Source organism: Microbacterium azadirachtae (assembly GCF_000956505.1).
Classification (GTDB): Bacteria; Actinomycetota; Actinomycetes; order Actinomycetales; family Microbacteriaceae; genus Microbacterium; species Microbacterium azadirachtae_A.
This window is the reverse complement of sequence record NZ_JYIX01000024.1, coordinates 59,712-76,559: the sequence shown is the minus strand read 5'-3', so window position 1 is coordinate 76,559 and position 16,848 is coordinate 59,712. Positions and strand designations below refer to the sequence as shown.

The window sequence follows — 16,848 nt, the reverse complement described above, 5'->3', positions numbered from 1 at the left end:
GCCGGGCTGACCGACGTACGCGGCATAGCCGCCTGGTGCACCTGGGGCTACGGGGCCCTACCCCGCAGCGCCAGGTGCACCAGGCGGCTATGCCGCGTACGTCGGTCAGCCCGGCGCCGCGCCCCGATCCGGGTTGAGCTTCGGCGCCGGGATCGGCGTCGGAACCGCGGTGGGCTGCGGATCCATGCTCCTCGCCCTGCTGCTGTTCTTCGGCCTGGCCAATCTCGGCACGGCGTTCTCGATCGGCGCATTCGTGCTGCCGGTGGTGCTCGGCGCGGTGCTGCTCATCTGGCCGAAGACCAGGGGCATCGGCGTGGGCGTGCTCATCATCTCGGCGGCGGCGTGGCTCGTCGTGATCGGACCGTGCCTGGGGATGTTGAACGGACTCTGACCCGCACGGCGTCGCGGCGATCGTGGCCGTCTCTCCCTGCGGCTGAAGGTGCGTAGGTTAGGCTTACCTACCTACCCGTTCCTTTCTCCGAGGAGATCCATGCCCTCCCTCCGCCTGCGCCGCGGCGCGGCCGTCCTGAGCCTCCTGACCGCCGGCACCCTCGCCCTGACCGCGTGCTCGACCGGGTCCGCGCCCAGCGCCACCGGGACCGGATCCGCCGACGGCGCCTTCCCGGCAACCGTCGAGCACGTCTACGGCAAAACCGTCATCGAGTCCGCGCCCAAGAACGTGGCGACGATCGGCTGGGGCAGCTTCGACGCAGCGATCGCCCTGGGCACCATCCCCGTGACGATCCCGACGGCGACCTTCGGCGACCCGGACGGCGACGGCTACCTGGCGTGGACCAAGGATGCGATCGTCGCCGACAAGGCGAAGCTGCCGCCCGTGCACGACGAGACCGACGGCATCCCCTACGAGAAGATCGCCGACACCTCGCCGGATCTGATCCTGGGCGCGAACTCCGGCCTCACGAAGCAGGAGTACGACACGCTCACCAAGATCGCGCCCACCGTCGCCTACCCCGGCGCCCCGTGGGGCACCTCGTGGCGCGACTCGACCACGATGGTCGGCACGGCGCTGGGCAAGTCCGCCGAGGCGAAGACGCTGATCGCCGACACCGAGAAGGCCATGGCGACCGAGATGGCGAAGTACCCGGCCGCCACCGGCAAGACCGGCATGGTCATCTGGGTCGACGCGAAGGATCCCGGCAAGGTGCAGTACTACACGCCGAACGACACCCGCGTGAAGTATCTGAACGACCTCGGCTTCGCCACCCCGAAGTCCCTCGCCGACCTCGCCAAGAACGAGAAGGGCTTCGTCGGCACGATCTCGGCCGAGCAGGCGGACAAGCTCGATGCCGACGTGGCGGTCGTCTACGTGCAGGGCGGCGACCTGTCGACCCTGCAGAACGACCCGCTGCTCAGCCGGATCCCCGCCGTGAAGAAGGGCTCCGTCGTGCTCATGAACGACGAGGAGCTGCTCATGGCCGTCTCCGCGCCCACCGTGCTGTCGATCCCGTGGGCGCTGCCGACCTACGCGAAGATGCTCGGCGGGGCCGCCACCAAGGCCTGATGAGCCTCGCCCCCGCGCCGACGACGCCCACGTCGGGCTCCGGTGCACGCCGTCGCGTGCGCCTGAGCCCGGGGTGGGCGATCGTCGTGTGCCTGGGCGCGATGTTCGTCGCGGCCGCGCTCTCCCTCACCCTCGGCGCGCGGATCGTGCCGCTCGACGCGGTGTGGGACGCGTTCCTGCGCCCCGACGGGTCCACGGATCAGGCGGCGGTGCTCTCGCGCGTGCCCACGACGATCACAGGACTCCTCGTCGGCGCGGCGCTCGGCATGGGCGGCGCCGTCATGCAGGGCATGGCCCGCAACCCCCTCGCCGATCCCGGCCTGCTCGGCGTGAACGCCGGCGCGTCGCTGTTCGTGGTGCTGGGCATGACCCTGTTCGGGTGGCAGGCACCGCTCGTGATCGTGTGGTGCGCCCTGGCCGGCGCCGCCGTGGCGGTCGTGGTCGGTTACGGCGCCGCCGCGGCGAGCCCGGGGGGAGCGACCCCGGTGACGCTCGCCCTCGCGGGCGCGGCCGTCGCGGCGATCGCGACGGCCGTGATCACGGGGATCCTCATCGTCGACCAGTCGACGCTGGAGAGTTTCCGCTTCTGGCAGGTCGGATCCCTGACCGCCGCATCGTTCTCCTCGCTGGCACAGCTGGGCGGCCTCCTCGCCCTCGGCGCCGTGCTCGCGGTCGCCTGCTCCGGCCGGCTGAATGCGCTCGCGCTCGGGGACGACGTCGCCCGCGGCCTGGGCGTCCGCGTCGGCGCCTCCCGCCTCACCGCGGTACTCGCGGTGGTGCTGCTGTGCGGCACCGCGACGGCGCTCGCAGGTCCCATCGGCTTCGTCGGGCTCGCGGTGCCGCACGCGGTGCGCTTCCTGGTCGGCGCGGACTACCGCTGGATCGTCGCGCTGTCCGCGGTGGCCGGAGCCACGTTCCTGCTCGTCTGCGATGTGATCGGCCGGATCCTGGCCCGCCCCGGCGTGCTCGAGGTGGGCATCGTCACGGGCGTCATCGGAGCCCCCGTCTTCATCGCTCTGCTGCGCCGGCGGAAGGCGGTCGGCCTATGACCGCTCTAGACACCACGCGTCCCGCCGCCTCTGCGCCTGCGGAGCGGCTCCGCGCCGCCCGCCGCCACCGTGAGGCCCGCGACACGGTGCTCATCGCGGGCCTCGCCGTCATCACCCTGGCGCTGTTCATCGCCGCTCTCGTGTTCGGCGCGAAGACCCTCGCCCTCCCTGACGTGCTGCGCGCGCTCGCCGGCCAGACCGTGCCGGGTGTGAGCTTCGCCGTGGTCGAGCTGCGTCTGCCCCGCGCGGTCGGCGCGCTGTTGGCGGGGGCCGCATTCGGCCTCGGCGGCATGCTGTTCCAGACCCTGCTGCGCAACGTGCTCGCGAGCCCCGACGTGATCGGCATCAGCACGGGATCCAGCGCGGCCGCGATCACGGCCATCTCGTTCTTCGGCGCCTCCGGACTCGTGGTCTCGTGGGCCGCCATCGGAGGGGGTCTCGTGACCGCTCTCCTGATCTGGATGCTCGCGTACCGACGGGGGCTCTCCGGCCTGCGCTTCGTGCTCGTCGGCATCGGCGTCGCCGCAGCACTGCAGGCCGTGATCAGCTACGTCCTCACCCGCTCCGACGTCAAGGCCGCGGAGCAGGCGACCGTGTGGATGGCCGGATCCCTCAGCCGCAGCCTCTGGGACCAGCTCGCGCCGACCGCCCCCGCGCTCCTCGCGCTGCTGGTGATCGCGCTGCTGGCGGCACGCACGCTGCCGGTGCTGCGCCTCGGCGACGACTCCGCGACGGCGCTCGGGGCGCGTCCGCAGCGCTCCCGGATCCTGCTGATCCTGTGCGCGGTGCTGCTCATCGCGGTGGCGACCTCGCTGACCGGGCCGATCTCGTTCGTCGCGTTCCTCGCCGGCCCCATCGCCCTCCGGTTGGTCCGGCGCGACGCGGCACTGCCCTTGGTCTCGGCGCTCCTCGGCGCGATCATCGTGCTCGCCGGCGATGCGGTCGGGCAGCACCTGTTCCCGATCGCGCTGCCGGTCGGCGTGGTCACCGGCGCCATCGGCGCGCCTTTCCTGCTGTGGCTCCTGATGAGAGGACGCACGCGCGCATGAGCTCGCACACCCTGGAAGCGACCGACCTGACCGTCGGCTACGACGGCGATCCCGTCATCGACGGGCTGGATCTGGCCCTTCCCGGATCCGGGATCACGATGATCGTCGGCGGCAACGGCTGCGGCAAGTCGACCCTGCTGCGCACGCTGGCCCGGCTGCTGAAGCCGCGCCGCGGATCCGTGCTGCTGGACGGATCCGCGATCGCGCACCTGCCCACCAAGGAGGTCGCCCGCATCGTGGGCCTGCTGCCGCAGGCGCCGGTCGCCCCCGACGGGATCAGCGTCGCCGACCTCGTCGACCGCGGCCGCACCCCGCACCGCGGCTGGCTGGGCGGACGCGACCACCGCGACGACGAGGTGGTGGCCGACGCGCTGCGCGTGACCGGCATGGCGGAGTTCGCCGAGCGCTCGATCGATGAGCTCTCGGGCGGGCAGCGGCAGCGCGCGTGGGTCGCGATGGCGCTCGCGCAGGAGCCCGACATCCTGCTGCTCGATGAGCCGACCACGTACCTCGATCTCGCGCACCAGGTCGAGCTGCTGCAGCTGCTCGTGCGGCTCTCGCGCGAGCGCGGCACGCAGGTCGTCGTCGTCATGCACGAGCTCAATCTCGCGACGCGCTACGCCGACCATCTCGTCGCGATGCGCGACGGCCGCATCGTCGCCGAGGGCGCTCCCGGCGACGTCGTCACGGTCGAGCTGCTCCGCGAGGTGTTCGACCTCGAGGCCGTCGTGATCCCGGATCCGGTCGCCGGCACGCCGATGATCGTGCCTGTGGACGTGCACCGGGGCTGATCGCACGCCGCGCCTAGGATCGTGGCATGGGTGCCGAGGACGTCGAGATCAAAGGACGCCCCGTCGATGCGCAGACCCGCTGCGTGCACTACCGCACCGAGCTCGACGTCGTGGCGATCCGCTTCGCGTGCTGCGGCGACTACTACCCGTGCCACCTCTGCCATGAGGAGACCGCCGGCCACCCGTCCCGCCCGTGGCCGTCGGCCGAACAGGATGCGAAGGCCGTGCTGTGCGGCGTCTGCGGCCACGAACTCGAGATCCGCGAGTACCTCGGCGTGACCGCCTGCCCGCGGTGCGCCGCCTCGTTCAATCCGCGCTGCGCCCTGCACGCGGACCTGTACTTCGAGATCGCGCCGGTCGGGTCCTGAAGGACGGACGGATCCGACTCCGCAGGATGATCCGCGCGGAATCATCCTGCGGAGTTGCAGAACTCCCGCGGAAGCGGCACGCGACCGCGACCGCGTCACCGTCTCAGCCCTTCAGCCCCGAGTGGGCCAGCCCCTCGACGAACTGCCGCTGCGCGATCAGGAACACGACGAGCACGGGCACCACGGTCATGGTCGCGGCGGCCAGCTGCGTGTTCCACATCTCGCCGCCGTAAGCGTCGGTGTAGCGCGTCAGGGCCTGCGGCAGCGTGAACAGATCCGGCGAGGTCAGGTAGACCGTCGGCTCCAGATAGAGGTTCCAGGACGCCAGGAACGTGAGGATCGCAACGGCCGAGAGCGCCGGCTTCGCGAGCGGCAGACAGATCCGCCACCAGATCGCCAGGCGGCCGAGTCCGTCGAGCCGCGCGGCCTCCTCCAGCTCGACCGGCAGGGCGATGAAGAACTGCCGCATGATGAAGGTCGCCAGCACGCAGGGCGCGGCCAGGGCCGTGACGAGGATCAGCGGCCAGTGGGTGTTGATCAGTCCCACGCTCTTGAACATCTGGAAGAGCGGGACGATCGTCACCTCTCCCGGCACCAGCAGCCCCACGAGCACGATCAGGAAGAGAACGTTCTGCCCCGGGAAGCGCAGCCGGGCGAAGGCGTAACCGGCGAGGCTCGACACCAGCAGCACGATGAGCGTCACGACCACCGCGATGTAGACGCTGTTGGCGTACTGGCGGGCGAAGGGCTGGAAGCCGAAGGCCTGCACGTACGCGTCCCAGGTCGGCGATGCGGTGAAGATCGAGGGCGGAGCGGCGAAGATCTGGTTGAGCGGCTTGAACGAGGAGGCGACCATCCAGATCGTCGGAACCACGAACGGCAGTGCCATCACGCCGAGCGCGACGTAGAGCACGATCCGGCGGAGGATCCGGCCCCGGGAGGGCCGGGTCCGCGCGATCGGCGACGTCTGCACACGGATCCTCGCCGGCGCGTCGGTGAGCGTCTCAGTGCTCATAGAAGACCCATTTCCTTCGGAGCTGCCACTGCAGCACGGTGAGCAGCATGACGAACGTGAGCAGCATCAGTGCGAGGGTCGAGCCGTAGCCGATGTTGTTGAACGTGAACGCCTGCTGGAAGACGTAGTAGACGAGCACCGTCGTGGAGAGCGCAGGCCCGCCCTCGGTGAGCACGGCGATCTGGGCGAACGCCTGCAGCGCGCCGACGATCGTGATGATGCTCGTGAGCAGCAGGGTCGGGGAGATGAGGGGCAGGGTGATGCGCGTGAAGATCGTGCGGTTGCCGGCGCCGTCGATGCGCGCGGCCTCGTACAGCTCGCCCGGCACGCCCTGCAGCGCGGACAGGAACAGGACCATGTTCACGCCGACGCTGCGGATGACCTGCGTCACGATGACGGCGCCCATCGCCGTCGGCCCCTCCTGCAGCCAGTTCGGCCCGTGGATGCCGAGCTGCGCGAGCAGCGCGTTGATCCCGCCGTTGTCCTGGAGGAGGAACCCCCAGACCAGGGTCCAGGCGACGACGGAGATCACCACCGGGGAGAAGAACAGGGTGCGGAAGAACGTGACCCCGCGGAAGCGGCGGTTGAGCATCACGGCCAGGCCGAGCCCGAGTCCGATGTTGAGCACGACCACGCCGAGGGAGAACACCGCGGTGGCGCCCAGCACGCTCGGCAGCTGCGGATCCGCGGCGAGCGCGGCGTAGTTCGCCCCTCCCACGAAGCTGAGCTGCCCGGTGAAGATGTTCCACTTGTTCAGGCTGTAGAAGATCGCGAGGCCCACCGGGATCAGGACGAAGAGCACGACGCCGATCACCTGCGGCGCGATGAAGAGGTATCCGGCGGCCGCGTCCCGGCGTCGCATCGTCCAGAACCTCCTGCGGCGCGCGGCCACGGGACGCGGTCCGGCCGAGGCCGGGGAGGCGTCGGAGCGCGCCTCCCCGGTGACGGTGCCTGCGGCGGTCATCGTCCGCCCGCGAGAAGCGGGGTGATCGCGGAGCAGACCGAGGTCAGCACCTTCTTCACGTCCGCGTCCGGCTTCCACATCGCGTCCAGGGCGGTCTTGCCCTTCTGCGCGATCTCGGCGGGGCTGGTGTGGTTGGGCAGCGTGACCGCTCCCGGGACCTGGTCGACGACCACGGTCTGCAGCTGCTCGGCGGTGAGCTTCTTGTTGTTCGCCGCGAGCTTCTCGCCGGTCAGCAGCGACGTGCGCGCCGACGGGAAGAACTGCGAGAGCTTGGCGCTGTTCTCCGGCCCCGTGAGATAGGCGAGGAAGGAGCTCGCCTCCTGCGGGTGCGCACTCGTGCGCAGGACGCCCACGCCCGCCTGCCCGATCACCGAATAGGCGCCGGCGGGACCGGCCGGCAGCGGGAGGACCTCGTATCCGAAGTCCCCGGTGAGGAGCGAGGCCCGGGAGACCTGGGCGACGGTGAAGGCCGAGTCACCGGCGAAGAAGTCGGCCTTGGTCCCGGGCCCTGGCATGGCCGACTCCTTGAAGACGGCGTCGTGCAGGAAGGTGAACGCGTCGACCATCTTGCTGTCATCGAAGGTGCACTTCGTGCCGTCGGCGTTCCACGCGCTCGCCCCCCAGCCGGTCCAGACCGTGGCGAGGGTGTTCCACGCGGAGAAGTCGAAGTCGCGGATGACGAACCCCGCCTTCCCCGTCGCCGCGTTCACGGCCGCCCCCGCCTTCGACACCTCGTCCCAGGTCAGCCCAGAGGAGGGCAGCGACTGGCCCGCGGCGGCGAGGAGGTCCTTGTTCACGTAGAGCGCGTAGGGCGAGTTCGAGAACGGGTACGCGTAGAGCTGCCCGTCCTTGGAGAACTCCGCGGTCGCGCTGGGGAGCAGGTCGTCGTACCCCCATCCCTTGGTCTCCTTCAGCACGGGGGTGAGCGGGAGGAGGGCGTCGGAGGCGATCAGATCCTTGGACAGATCCCCCATCCAGGCGAGATCGGGGGCGTTGCCACCGGCGATCTGCGTCGTGAGGGTCGTGTTGTAGTCGGCGAACGGGAGGCTGTCGAAGGTGATCGATTTGATCTCGGGATGCGTGGCCTTGTAGCCGTCGGCGATCGAGGCGAACAGCGCGAGCTGCGCTTCGTTCGAAGTCCACACCGTCATCCGGAGAGCCACGCTGTCCGGGGCGGCGGTGGTGGGTGCAGGGGTGCTCGGGGTGGCGCTGCATCCGGTGATCGCGACGATCGCGGCCGTCGCCAGGGCAGCAGCGCCGACCAGCTTCTTTGCTGTGTTCATGGGGGGCTTTCTTGATAGGAGGGGCTCGCTAGTAGCCGAGGATCTCCGGCCAATGGAGTTCGATGCCCGACTCGACGAGCCGGTTCTGGAACCGCTGTCGCAGTTCCTGGTCCGAGAGCACGTGTCTCGGAAGCGTGGATTCGTCGATGCAGAAGCTTGCGAGCTCGCCCGCGGCCTCCCCGATGTTCCACTCGACGGGATGGAGCCGGTAAGCCCCGTTGGTGATGTGGGTCGTGCCGATGTTCTTCGCGGCGGGGAGAAGGTTGCGCGTCGCGACCGGCACGAGCGCGCCGAGCGGGATCTCGAAGGGCGCGCACTCGACGTCGATGTAGTTGTCGCCGCCGGTCGAAGGGTGCAGGTCGATCCGGTACATGCCGATCCCGATGGAGTCGTCGAACGTCGCCGGCCCGGCGTGCCCGCGAAGGGCGACCGAGATGTCCTGCTCGACCACGGTGGTGACCGCTCTGATGCGCCGGGACTCGCGGATGTACGGGGCCTGCGCGAATCCGTCGGCAGTGCCCGTCTGGTCGCCCCTGGGGCGGAGCCCGGGCCAGCCGATGCCGCCGTCCGGACGCGGCGCCTCGGTCTGCAACCAGTACAGGTAGGAGCGGGACAGCTCCTTGGCCGCCGCCCGATGGGTCTCGGCATCCGGATCGTCGATGATCGACCCGTCCAGGTAGTCCAGCATCGGCCAGTTGGCCACCACGATGTCGCTCTCGTACGCGCCGGGCTGGAAGTTCTGACGGGCGATGATCCGGCGGAACTCCCACAGGTCGAGGTCACCGGGATCCTGCCGCGGGTCCTCCGCGGCGCCCGTGCCGTAGGGCGGGTTCACGTGGAAGGTGCGGGATTCCGGCTCGAGCGTGCGCGGTTGCGGCGCGGTGAACGAGAGCAGACGGTCGCCCCAGAATGCCGGGGCGTACTCGCGCCAGTAGTCGTAGGCCGCCGGTCGCTCGATCGTGAAGTCGGCGCCCTCGATGTGGTCGAAGACGAAGCACCAGGAGATCGACTGGACGTTGCCGGGATCCGCGGCCTCCGGGGCGCTCGGCTCGCCCGTCTCGACGCGCGACTCGGCCCCGAGGACGAAGTCGGTGCCGGTGAGCGGGAGGAGCTCACCGGTCTCGGTGGCGTCGAGGATGAACGGCGCCTCGACCTGCACCTCCGTGCCGTCCTCGACGTGGCGAAGGATCACGGACGAGACGAAGTGCTCGGCGACCGCGGCCGAGGTGGGCGTGTACGGCTGGAGGATCGTGAGCCGGCCGCTGGACAGATGAGGGGCCAGCTGCTGCGCGATCACCGCGACGGCCGCGCGGGGCTCGTGGCAGAGCCGGCTCACGCGTCCGAGTCCGGGGTTGAGCCGGGGGTCGCGGCGGGCGGCATCGGTGAGCGGGTAGAAGGAGCGATAGTGCGCGCGGATCCCCTCACGGAGGGCCCGGTAGCGCGCCGTGACGCCGAACTGCTCGACCCAGATGTGCTCGTCGGGCGGCACCGCCTGCGAGGTGAGCTGGCCGCCCAGCCACGCGTGCTCCTCCGACAGGATCACGCGCTTCCCGCGACCGAGGGCGGCGAGGGCGGCGGCGACGCCCCCGAGTCCGCCTCCGATGACGGCGACGTCCGCACGGAGGACCCTCATGCGTCCGCCCGACGCGCCACGAGCGTCTCGCCGAGCTCGAGGGAGCCGTTGAGGAGCCGCTGCCGGTCGATCGTCCCCGCGTCCTCGGGCGCAGCCGCGATCAGCTCGCGGAGCAGACTCAACGCCTCGAAGGCGATCCGCTGGCGCGGGGTGTGGAATCCGGACAGGCGCAGCCCGCCGATCGTGTGGCTCTGCACCTCACCGAGCGCCGCGAGCGAGATGTCTCCGGGCAGAGAGACGCCGAGACGCTCGAGAGCGAGTGCGAGATCCTCGGCGGCGAAGGCGTCTTCGGCGACCACGAGCGTGGCGCCGCTCTCGACGATCGTGCGCGCGGTCGCCGCGAGGTCACCGCCGACATCCGGCAGGGAGCGGAAGGACAGGGGTCCGGACTCCCCCGCCGCCTCGATCTCGGCGAGCCGATCGCGGGACGAGGGGGTGTCCCTGTCCCCGTGCACGTAGACAGCGGTCGTGTGCCCCAGCTCGGCGGCCCTCGCGATCAGATCCCGGGTGAGCGCGCGGTAGTCGATCCCGACGTACGGCACGCCTTCGGCCTCGTCGCGTCGTCCGACGGCGACGAACGGGAAGCCCTCGCTGACCAGCCGGGACAGCTCCTCGCCGTCCATGTGCTGGCCGAGCAGGATGCAGCCGTCGGCGAGACGCAGTCGCGTGTTCCGGTGGAAGAGCCGACGCGACCCGTTCTCGACGGGCGAGCTCGTGAAGAAGAGGAGGTCGCAGTCGTGCTGCTCGGCGGCCCGTTCGATCCCGTTGAGCAGCGGACCGTAGAAGTCCATGCTCTCCGCGGTGAGCGCGGATTCGTAGGTGAAGACGCCGAGGATCTTGTTGTCGAGTCCCGCGAGCCTCCGCGCGGCGGGATCGGCCACGTACGTCGTCTGCTCGATCGCGCGTCGCACCCGCTCCCTTGTCGCCTCCGGGATCCGGACGTTCGTGCCGTCCCGATCGTTGAGCACGAGGGACACCGTCGTCTGGCTGACCCCGGCGATCCGCGCGATCTCCTTCTGGGTCGTCTTGCCCGTCTTCCCCGACATGCCGGTCCTCCGCGTCTGTCTGATAATGCCTATCACCAAGGCGTGACCACGACGCTAATGCGTATCTTCAGGAAGCGCAACCCTTCTTGACATCGACGCGAGCGGGGGATCAGACTGAGGACCGTTCTGACGCTAATGCGCATTATCACGATCAAGGGAGATCCGGATGACGAACGGGAACGAAGGCACCGCGGGCTTCACCCGCCGAGGATTCCTCGGCGCGACGTTCGCGGCAGGAGCGCTGCTGGTCGCGGCGCAGAGTCCGATCCGGGCGAATGCTGCGGCAGGCGACGTGACGCTCAGCGCGGACGGCGTGAGCATCGTCGCCAGCCCCGGCGGTCGCATCGCGATCAGGGACGGCTCGGGCGTGATCCGCATGCAGGGCTCCAAGTTCCAGACCAAGGACACCGCCACCGGCATCCAGGTGTCCACCGGCGGCACCCCCGCGCTCGTGGCGCTGGCCGACGGCACCCCCGCGATCCGGATGGACTACACGATGCCCACGGCGGCGGGCACGATCGCGGTCTACGGTCTTTTCTCGATCAGCACCCGGCACGTGCGACTCGAATGGCACGCCTCGGGATCCGGCGCCTTCATCCCGGACGGGTTCCTGTTCAGCCGCGCGATCCTCTCCGCGACCGAGCCGGACGGCTATGTCGCCCTCACCGAATGGAAGAGGGACACGGGCGGAGGAATCCCCTTCGAGGACGCGGTGGGCGTCGCGCACACCTCGGCCTGGGGCGCGCTGCACGGCCTGCTCATCCTCGATCGCTCCCGCCAGTCCTGGACGAACTCGACGTGGGTGCACGCGCCCGGCGCACTCCAGTCCGATGGCACCATCATGAGCCGGGCGGACTTCTTCTTCAGCGACAAGCGCCCCTCGGCGGTCGCGTCGATCGGCACGGCGCAGGATCTCGGGATCGAGGTCTGGACGGACCGGACGTTCGGGCTGTGGGATTCCGCCGGGCAGCAGCTCACGGTCTCCGCGCAGGTCGCGAACGGCACCGCGGCCGACCGGGCGGTCGACCTGGTGTGGTGGGCGCGCGACTTCAACGGCACGGTCCTCGCGAGCCAGACGGTGCCCGTCGTCGTGCCCACCTCGGGAACGCTGGATCACAGCTTCACCCTGACAGCGCCGGGTTCCGGTTTCATCGTCACCGAGGTCGCGGCGGTCTCCGGCGGGACGGAGGCCTTCGCCCGCACCAACCTCGCCGCGATCCCGCCGCGCGACCATCCCGCGACCGCGGACAGCATGTTCGGGATGGCCAACTACCCCTGGCTGCAGGTCCCCTCCGCGACCGCCGTGCTCGACCTCTGGCAGAGCATCGGGGTCGACCGGGTCCGGATCGCGTACGACGGCGGCCCCGGCCTGCCGCCGTCCGCGTTCGACACTCGCGGGATGACGCACAACATCGAGCTGCAGCCATCACTGACCGCGACGGCTGCGGAGGCCACGGCCTGGGCATCCGCCAACACCGCGACCGCCGTGGCGGCCGGTGCCGAGTACTTCGAGGTCGGCAACGAGCTGAACCGCCCCTTCAACACGGGGACCGCCGCGCAGGCGTACGTCGACAAGGCGCTGCGCCCCGTCCACGATCGCGTGGTCGCCACCGGGGCATCGCTCAAGCTCCTGAACAACGGGCTCGCAGGCATGGATGAGCCGTGGGTGCAGAACTTCCACGCGGCCGGCGGATGGGACCTCATCGACGGGATCGCGTTCCACCCTGGCCGGGGCAACTTCACGCCCGACTACGTTCCGCAGGATCCCGTGGATGCGGGCGCGAACGGCACCTACTGGAACTTCCTCGGCGGGCTCCGCCGGCTCAAGGCGCTCGTCGCGCAGTACGGGCCGAAGGAGATCTGGATGACGGAGGCGTACGCCTGCACCAAGCCCAACGCCTGGTGGTACGACACCTACCGGCATGCCGCGGAGAACGTGTTCCTGAGCCTCGCCCTCGCGAAGGCGGAAGGCGTCCGCTGCGTGTGCTGGTACCAGTTCCACGACAGCGTCCTCGGCAATCCGCAGGTCGCGAACCCCGCGGACGCCGAATACCACTACGGCCTGATGAACCGCGACACCAGCGCGAAGCCGTCCCTGCTCGCCTACGCGAACGCGGCACGACTGCTCGACCGCGCCACCTTCGTCCGCTGGCTCGACTTCGCCGACGACCACAACAAGGGCTTGCTCTTCGACGCGCCGGACGGCGGGTTCGCGGTGCTGTGGAACCGCGCGGACGGTTACATCCTCAATGCCGATCACGACCCCGCGGGGAGCACCTTCCCGGCGCCCGAGCTCTGGCTGGATCCGTGGCCGACCAAGACGACGCTCGTCGTTCCGGCCACGGGCATGAGCGTGACCCGGATCGACTGCATCGGACAGGAGACGGCCCTCGCCTCCGGCGCGGGGACCGTGGCCCTCACGCTCGACGGCGCGCCCCGCATCTATCGTGGGCTCGACTGCAGCGGCACGCAGCTGGGCGCATGACAGGATCCGACCCGAACGCCTGATCCGGGCCGCCCGGCCCGGATCAGAGCCTGGTCAGCTCCTCGAGCACCTCGACCACGTGCCGGTACGGCTGACCGGTCGCGCGGCTCATGCCGAGCTCGCACGTGCGGTTCGCCGAGACGTAGGCGTCGAAGCCGCCGTGGTCGACGGCGGCCGCGGCGACCTCGGCCGCCTCGACCGCGGTCGCGCTCGCGGTCAGCTCCGGGTGCAGCATGCCGCGGTCGCCCGCGAAGGCGCAGCAGCCCCATCCCTCGGGCACGTACACCTCATCGGCGACGGCTGCGGCGAGCGCGCGCAGGGCGTCGTTCGCGCCGAGCTGCGTCGTCGAGCATGTCGGGTGCACCGCGACCGATCCGATGCGCTCCCGCACGGTCAGCTTCGGCAGCGCCTCCCGTGCGAGGAAGGTCGTCGCATCCTCGATCCGCAGTGCGGCGTACTCCGGGCGCTCCGCGACGGCCTTCGCGAGCATGACGTGCAGTCCCTCGGTGCACGATGCGGCATCGCAGACCACGGGCAGCGCGCCCTCGTGGCTCGCCCGCCACAGTGCGGGCAGCACGCGCTCGGTCATCGTGGTGTAGCCGTCGAGCTGCCCCTTCGACTTCCACGGGGTGCCGCAGCAGAGCCCGCCCGCATCCGGCGGCACGCTGTACGAGATCCCGGCCCGCTCCAGCAGCAGCCGCACGGCCTCCCTGGAACCCTCGCCGCCCTTCGTCTCGCTCCGCTCGCTCAGGGACCGGGGTTCGGGCCCGAACATCGTCCCGATACAGGATCCGAACAGCACGGCCTGCGCATCGACGGGGCTCTGGGCCTGCGGCGCGCGCGTGCCCCCTCCGGGGAGGCGGGCGTCGTACAGCGGCACCGTGTCGGCGCCGAGCACGGCTCGGGCGACCTTGGTCGCGCCCGTCACGAGGGGCGCCGGCAGCGCTTGGGCGACGTTCAGCGCCAGACCGCCACCACGGGTGATCGCGCCCCAGCCCTTCGCCGCGACGTTCCACACGCCCTGCTCGAGCCGGCCGGCCTCCTCGGCGCGCAGGCGGCGCACGAGATCTCCCGTGTTGATGTCGACGGGACACGCGACCCCGCACATGCCGTCGACGGCGCAGGTCTGCACGGCGTCGTAGTCGTAGTCCCGCGCGATCTCGGCGGCCACCTCGACCTCGCCGCGATGAAGCGCGGCCGTCATGTCGCGGCGCAGCACGATGCGCTGCCGCGGGGTGAGCGTGACGTCCTTGCTGGGGCAGGTCGGCTCGCAGTACCCGCACTCGACGCAGCGGTCGACCTCGCCCTCGACCGTCGGCACGAGCTTGAGGTCGGCGAGGTACGAACTCGCGTCATCCGACAGCACGACGCCGGGGTTGAGGATCCCGTCCGGGTCGACGAGCCCCTTGATCTCCCACATCATGTCGGTCAGCACGTCGCCGTACTGCCGCCGCACGAACGGCGCCATGATGCGGCCCGTGCCGTGCTCGGCCTTGAGCGTCCCGCCCTGGGCGAGCACGAGCTCGACGAGGTCCTCGGTGAAGGCCTCGTAGCGGCGCAGCGCCTCCGGATCGTCGAAGCGCTCGTTGACGAGGAAGTGCACGTTGCCGTCCTTCGCGTGCCCGAAGATCACGCACCCCTCGTAGTGGTGCTTCTCGAACAGCGCCGTGAGCCCCTCGCACACGCCGAGCAGGCGCTCGACCGGCACCGCGATGTCCTCGAGCAGCGCCGTCGTGCCCGACGGGCGGGCTCCCGCGACCGCGGTGTACAGCCCCTTGCGGACGGTCCAGAGCTCGCCGCGCTCGGCCGGATCCTCGGTCATCCGCGCCGGCGTCGTGAGCGGCAGGGACGCGACGTGCGCGAGCGTGGCCGCCTTGCCCTCGGCGAGTGCGTCGGCATCCGCGGCATGCACCTCGACGAGCAGCGCCGCGTGCCCCTGCACGTCGATCCCGGCGATCGCGTCGGGAACCGTGCTGAGCCCCTGCGCGACGCGCAGCGAGGCCGCGTCCATGAGCTCGATCGTGGCGAGCCCGAGCGCGGTCAGACCGGGCAGCGCCGCCATCGCGTCGGACAGCGTGTCGAACACGAGCAGCCCGGTCGAGATCGCGGGCTGGATCGGGATCGTGCGGAACCGCGCCTCTGCGACGAACGCGAGCGTCCCCTCGGATCCGATCACGAGGTGCTCCAGGATCCGCACCGGATCGTCGAAATCGAGCAAGGAGTTGATGCCGTAACCCATGGTGTTCTTCATCGAGAACTGGCGCGCGACCTCGGCGCTGAGCGCGGGGTCGCCGCGGAGGCGATCGCACAAGTGCTGCAGCCCCTGGGCGATCTCGGGCTCCCGGTCCCGCAGCTGAGCGAGGGCATCGGGTGCCGCGGTGTCGAGGGTCGTGCCGCTCGGCAGCACCAGCAGCATCGACTCGATCGTGCGGTAGGAGTTCTCGACGATGCCGCAGGCCATACCGCTCGAGTTGTCCGCGACCACGCCGCCGATCGTGCAGGCGATCTCGCTCGCCGGATCCGGCCCGAGCTTGCGCCCGAACCGCGCCAGTCGCGTGTTCACCTGACGCACGGTCGCGCCGGGCTGAGCGGCGACGGAACTCCCGTCGGCGCTCACGCTGATGCCGCGGAACGCCGAGCGCGTGTCGACCATGACGTCGCCGGTCACGCCCTGCCCGCTGAGGCTCGTGCCGCCGGAGCGGAAGGTCAGGGTGCGGCCCGCCGCGCGCACGGCGTCGAACACTCGCGCGACGGACGCCGCGTCCTGAGGGACGAGCACCGCGTCCGGCACGAGCAGGTAGTGCGAGGCGTCGTGCGCCCGGGCGAACCGGTCGATCGTGCGCGAGGCGACCCGGACACCGGGGCCGAGGGCGGCCTCGTCCAGCGGCGAGGTCAGGGTGGCGGACATGCGGAACTCCTCGCGACAGCGCGATCAAGATTGTCAGACAAGCATACCGATCGTGTTCACATCTTCTACGCTGTTGCCATGATCAACAGCGCCCTGGACATCGTCGGCGTCGTCGAAGCGACGAGTCGGGTGCTGCGCGCACGGATCCTGGACGGGACGCTCGCCGGCGACGCCGCGGTCACCGAGGCCTGGGTGGCCGCGGAGTTCGGCATCGCCCGCCCGAGCGCCAAAGCGGCCATCGAGCAGCTCGTCGCGAGCGGACTGCTCGTGCGGACCGCGCACCGCAGTGCCCGTGTGGCCGCGATCGACGCGCGCATGGTGCGCGACGTCTATCGCACCCGCGCGCGCATGGAGAGCATGGCGCTGCGAGAGCTTGCGGTCGACGCGCGCATCCCCGCGGCAGCCGTCGCCGCGAACGACGAGATCAGCGCGCTGCCCCCGGGACCGGATGCCGCGACCGTCGATCCGGACATCCGCTTCCACACCGCGCTCATCGATGGGATCGAGAGCGAACGCACCTCCCGCATGTACCGCACCCTGCTGGATGAGACGCGCCTCTGCATGGCCCAGGTGCAGGACCGCCGCCTGCTCGACGCCCATGACATCGCGGCGCAGCACCGCGCGATCCTGGACGCCGTGCGCAACCATGGCGGAGATCTCGCCTCTCGGCTCCTGCACGAGCACCTCGGCTCCGCCGAGGAGCGGCTGGTGGACGCACTGAGCGCCTGACGGGCC

14 protein-coding genes are annotated in these 16,848 nt (G+C 70.6%); 8 read left to right on the top strand and 6 right to left on the bottom strand.

All coding sequences use genetic code 11. The features are described from left to right. Positions 1-133 precede the first annotated feature (133 nt). The 6 genes from RS86_RS02960 to RS86_RS02935 all read left to right on the top strand — a co-directional run bounded on the left by RS86_RS02960 (position 134) and on the right by RS86_RS02935 (position 4,779). On the top strand, positions 134-391 hold the full coding sequence (locus RS86_RS02960) for a hypothetical protein (RefSeq protein ID WP_045270715.1): 258 nt from the start codon (positions 134-136) through the stop codon (positions 389-391). A 99-nt stretch (positions 392-490) separates the two neighbouring features. After that, on the top strand, positions 491-1,522 hold the full coding sequence (locus RS86_RS02955) for an iron-siderophore ABC transporter substrate-binding protein (protein ID WP_045270714.1): 1,032 nt from the start codon (positions 491-493) through the stop codon (positions 1,520-1,522). Further along, positions 1,522-2,571, top strand: coding sequence for a FecCD family ABC transporter permease (locus RS86_RS02950; protein WP_045270713.1), 1,050 nt, complete (start codon positions 1,522-1,524; stop codon positions 2,569-2,571). Before RS86_RS02955 ends, RS86_RS02950 begins: the two co-directional genes overlap by 1 nt. Beyond that, positions 2,568-3,620, top strand: a complete 1,053-nt coding sequence (locus RS86_RS02945) for a FecCD family ABC transporter permease (RefSeq protein ID WP_045270712.1) — start codon at positions 2,568-2,570, stop codon at positions 3,618-3,620. Before RS86_RS02950 ends, RS86_RS02945 begins: the two co-directional genes overlap by 4 nt. Then, positions 3,617-4,411 carry an ABC transporter ATP-binding protein gene (locus RS86_RS02940; protein WP_045270711.1) on the top strand — a complete coding sequence of 265 codons (795 nt, stop codon included), beginning with the start codon at positions 3,617-3,619 and terminating at the stop codon, positions 4,409-4,411. The genes RS86_RS02945 and RS86_RS02940 overlap by 4 nt, the downstream gene beginning before the upstream one ends. A gap of 26 nt (positions 4,412-4,437) precedes the next feature. After that, complete coding sequence (locus tag RS86_RS02935; protein ID WP_045270710.1) at positions 4,438-4,779, top strand: CHY zinc finger protein; 342 nt, start codon at positions 4,438-4,440, stop codon at positions 4,777-4,779. A 103-nt stretch (positions 4,780-4,882) separates the two neighbouring features. Here the strand turns inward: RS86_RS02935 and RS86_RS02930 are convergent, their stop codons facing one another. Genes RS86_RS02930 through RS86_RS02910 form a run of 5 tightly spaced genes read right to left on the bottom strand, consistent with a single transcriptional unit; the run spans position 4,883 to position 10,720 of the window. Beyond that, the gene (locus RS86_RS02930) at positions 4,883-5,794 is read right to left on the bottom strand and encodes a carbohydrate ABC transporter permease (RefSeq protein WP_082076524.1); all 912 of its coding nucleotides are present in this window, start codon (positions 5,792-5,794) and stop codon (positions 4,883-4,885) included. Further along, a complete protein-coding gene (locus RS86_RS02925) occupies positions 5,784-6,758 on the bottom strand; it encodes a carbohydrate ABC transporter permease (RefSeq protein ID WP_045270709.1) in 975 nt (324 codons plus the stop codon). The genes RS86_RS02930 and RS86_RS02925 overlap by 11 nt, the downstream gene beginning before the upstream one ends. Beyond that, positions 6,755-8,041: an ABC transporter substrate-binding protein gene (locus RS86_RS02920; RefSeq protein ID WP_045270708.1), complete on the bottom strand. Its 1,287-nt coding sequence runs from the start codon at positions 8,039-8,041 to the stop codon at positions 6,755-6,757. Before RS86_RS02920 ends, RS86_RS02925 begins: the two co-directional genes overlap by 4 nt. A gap of 28 nt (positions 8,042-8,069) precedes the next feature. Continuing rightward, positions 8,070-9,674 (bottom strand): FAD-dependent oxidoreductase, encoded by a 1,605-nt coding sequence (locus tag RS86_RS02915; protein WP_045270707.1) that lies wholly within the window; start codon positions 9,672-9,674, stop codon positions 8,070-8,072. Next, positions 9,671-10,720: a LacI family DNA-binding transcriptional regulator gene (locus RS86_RS02910; protein ID WP_045270706.1), complete on the bottom strand. Its 1,050-nt coding sequence runs from the start codon at positions 10,718-10,720 to the stop codon at positions 9,671-9,673. Before RS86_RS02910 ends, RS86_RS02915 begins: the two co-directional genes overlap by 4 nt. Positions 10,721-10,886: 166 nt before the next feature. Here RS86_RS02910 and RS86_RS02905 point away from each other — a divergent pair, with 166 nt between their 5' ends. After that, positions 10,887-13,205, top strand: a complete 2,319-nt coding sequence (locus RS86_RS02905; RefSeq protein WP_045270705.1) for a hypothetical protein — start codon at positions 10,887-10,889, stop codon at positions 13,203-13,205. Positions 13,206-13,248: 43 nt separating this feature from the next. Here the strand turns inward: RS86_RS02905 and RS86_RS02900 are convergent, their stop codons facing one another. Continuing rightward, positions 13,249-16,113, bottom strand: coding sequence for an FAD-binding and (Fe-S)-binding domain-containing protein (locus RS86_RS02900; RefSeq protein ID WP_045270704.1), 2,865 nt, complete (start codon positions 16,111-16,113; stop codon positions 13,249-13,251). Between the two features lie 78 nt (positions 16,114-16,191). Here RS86_RS02900 and RS86_RS02895 point away from each other — a divergent pair, with 78 nt between their 5' ends. After that, positions 16,192-16,842: a GntR family transcriptional regulator gene (locus tag RS86_RS02895; RefSeq protein ID WP_045270703.1), complete on the top strand. Its 651-nt coding sequence runs from the start codon at positions 16,192-16,194 to the stop codon at positions 16,840-16,842. Positions 16,843-16,848 lie beyond the last annotated feature (6 nt).

Excerpts from the sequence above, each read along its gene's own strand:
- RS86_RS02955 (WP_045270714.1), top strand. The coding sequence starts at position 491 with ATGCCCTCCCTCCGCCTGCGCCGCGGCGCGGCCGTCCTGAGCCTCCTG.
- RS86_RS02950 (WP_045270713.1), top strand. The coding sequence starts at position 1,522 with ATGAGCCTCGCCCCCGCGCCGACGACGCCCACGTCGGGCTCCGGTGCA.
- RS86_RS02945 (WP_045270712.1), top strand. The coding sequence starts at position 2,568 with ATGACCGCTCTAGACACCACGCGTCCCGCCGCCTCTGCGCCTGCGGAG.
- RS86_RS02940 (WP_045270711.1), top strand. The coding sequence starts at position 3,617 with ATGAGCTCGCACACCCTGGAAGCGACCGACCTGACCGTCGGCTACGAC.
- RS86_RS02935 (WP_045270710.1), top strand. The coding sequence starts at position 4,438 with ATGGGTGCCGAGGACGTCGAGATCAAAGGACGCCCCGTCGATGCGCAG.
- RS86_RS02930 (WP_082076524.1), bottom strand. The coding sequence starts at position 5,794 with ATGAGCACTGAGACGCTCACCGACGCGCCGGCGAGGATCCGTGTGCAG.
- RS86_RS02925 (WP_045270709.1), bottom strand. The coding sequence starts at position 6,758 with ATGACCGCCGCAGGCACCGTCACCGGGGAGGCGCGCTCCGACGCCTCC.
- RS86_RS02920 (WP_045270708.1), bottom strand. The coding sequence starts at position 8,041 with ATGAACACAGCAAAGAAGCTGGTCGGCGCTGCTGCCCTGGCGACGGCC.
- RS86_RS02915 (WP_045270707.1), bottom strand. The coding sequence starts at position 9,674 with ATGAGGGTCCTCCGTGCGGACGTCGCCGTCATCGGAGGCGGACTCGGG.
- RS86_RS02910 (WP_045270706.1), bottom strand. The coding sequence starts at position 10,720 with ATGTCGGGGAAGACGGGCAAGACGACCCAGAAGGAGATCGCGCGGATC.
- RS86_RS02905 (WP_045270705.1), top strand. The coding sequence starts at position 10,887 with ATGACGAACGGGAACGAAGGCACCGCGGGCTTCACCCGCCGAGGATTC.
- RS86_RS02900 (WP_045270704.1), bottom strand. The coding sequence starts at position 16,113 with ATGTCCGCCACCCTGACCTCGCCGCTGGACGAGGCCGCCCTCGGCCCC.
- RS86_RS02895 (WP_045270703.1), top strand. The coding sequence starts at position 16,192 with ATGATCAACAGCGCCCTGGACATCGTCGGCGTCGTCGAAGCGACGAGT.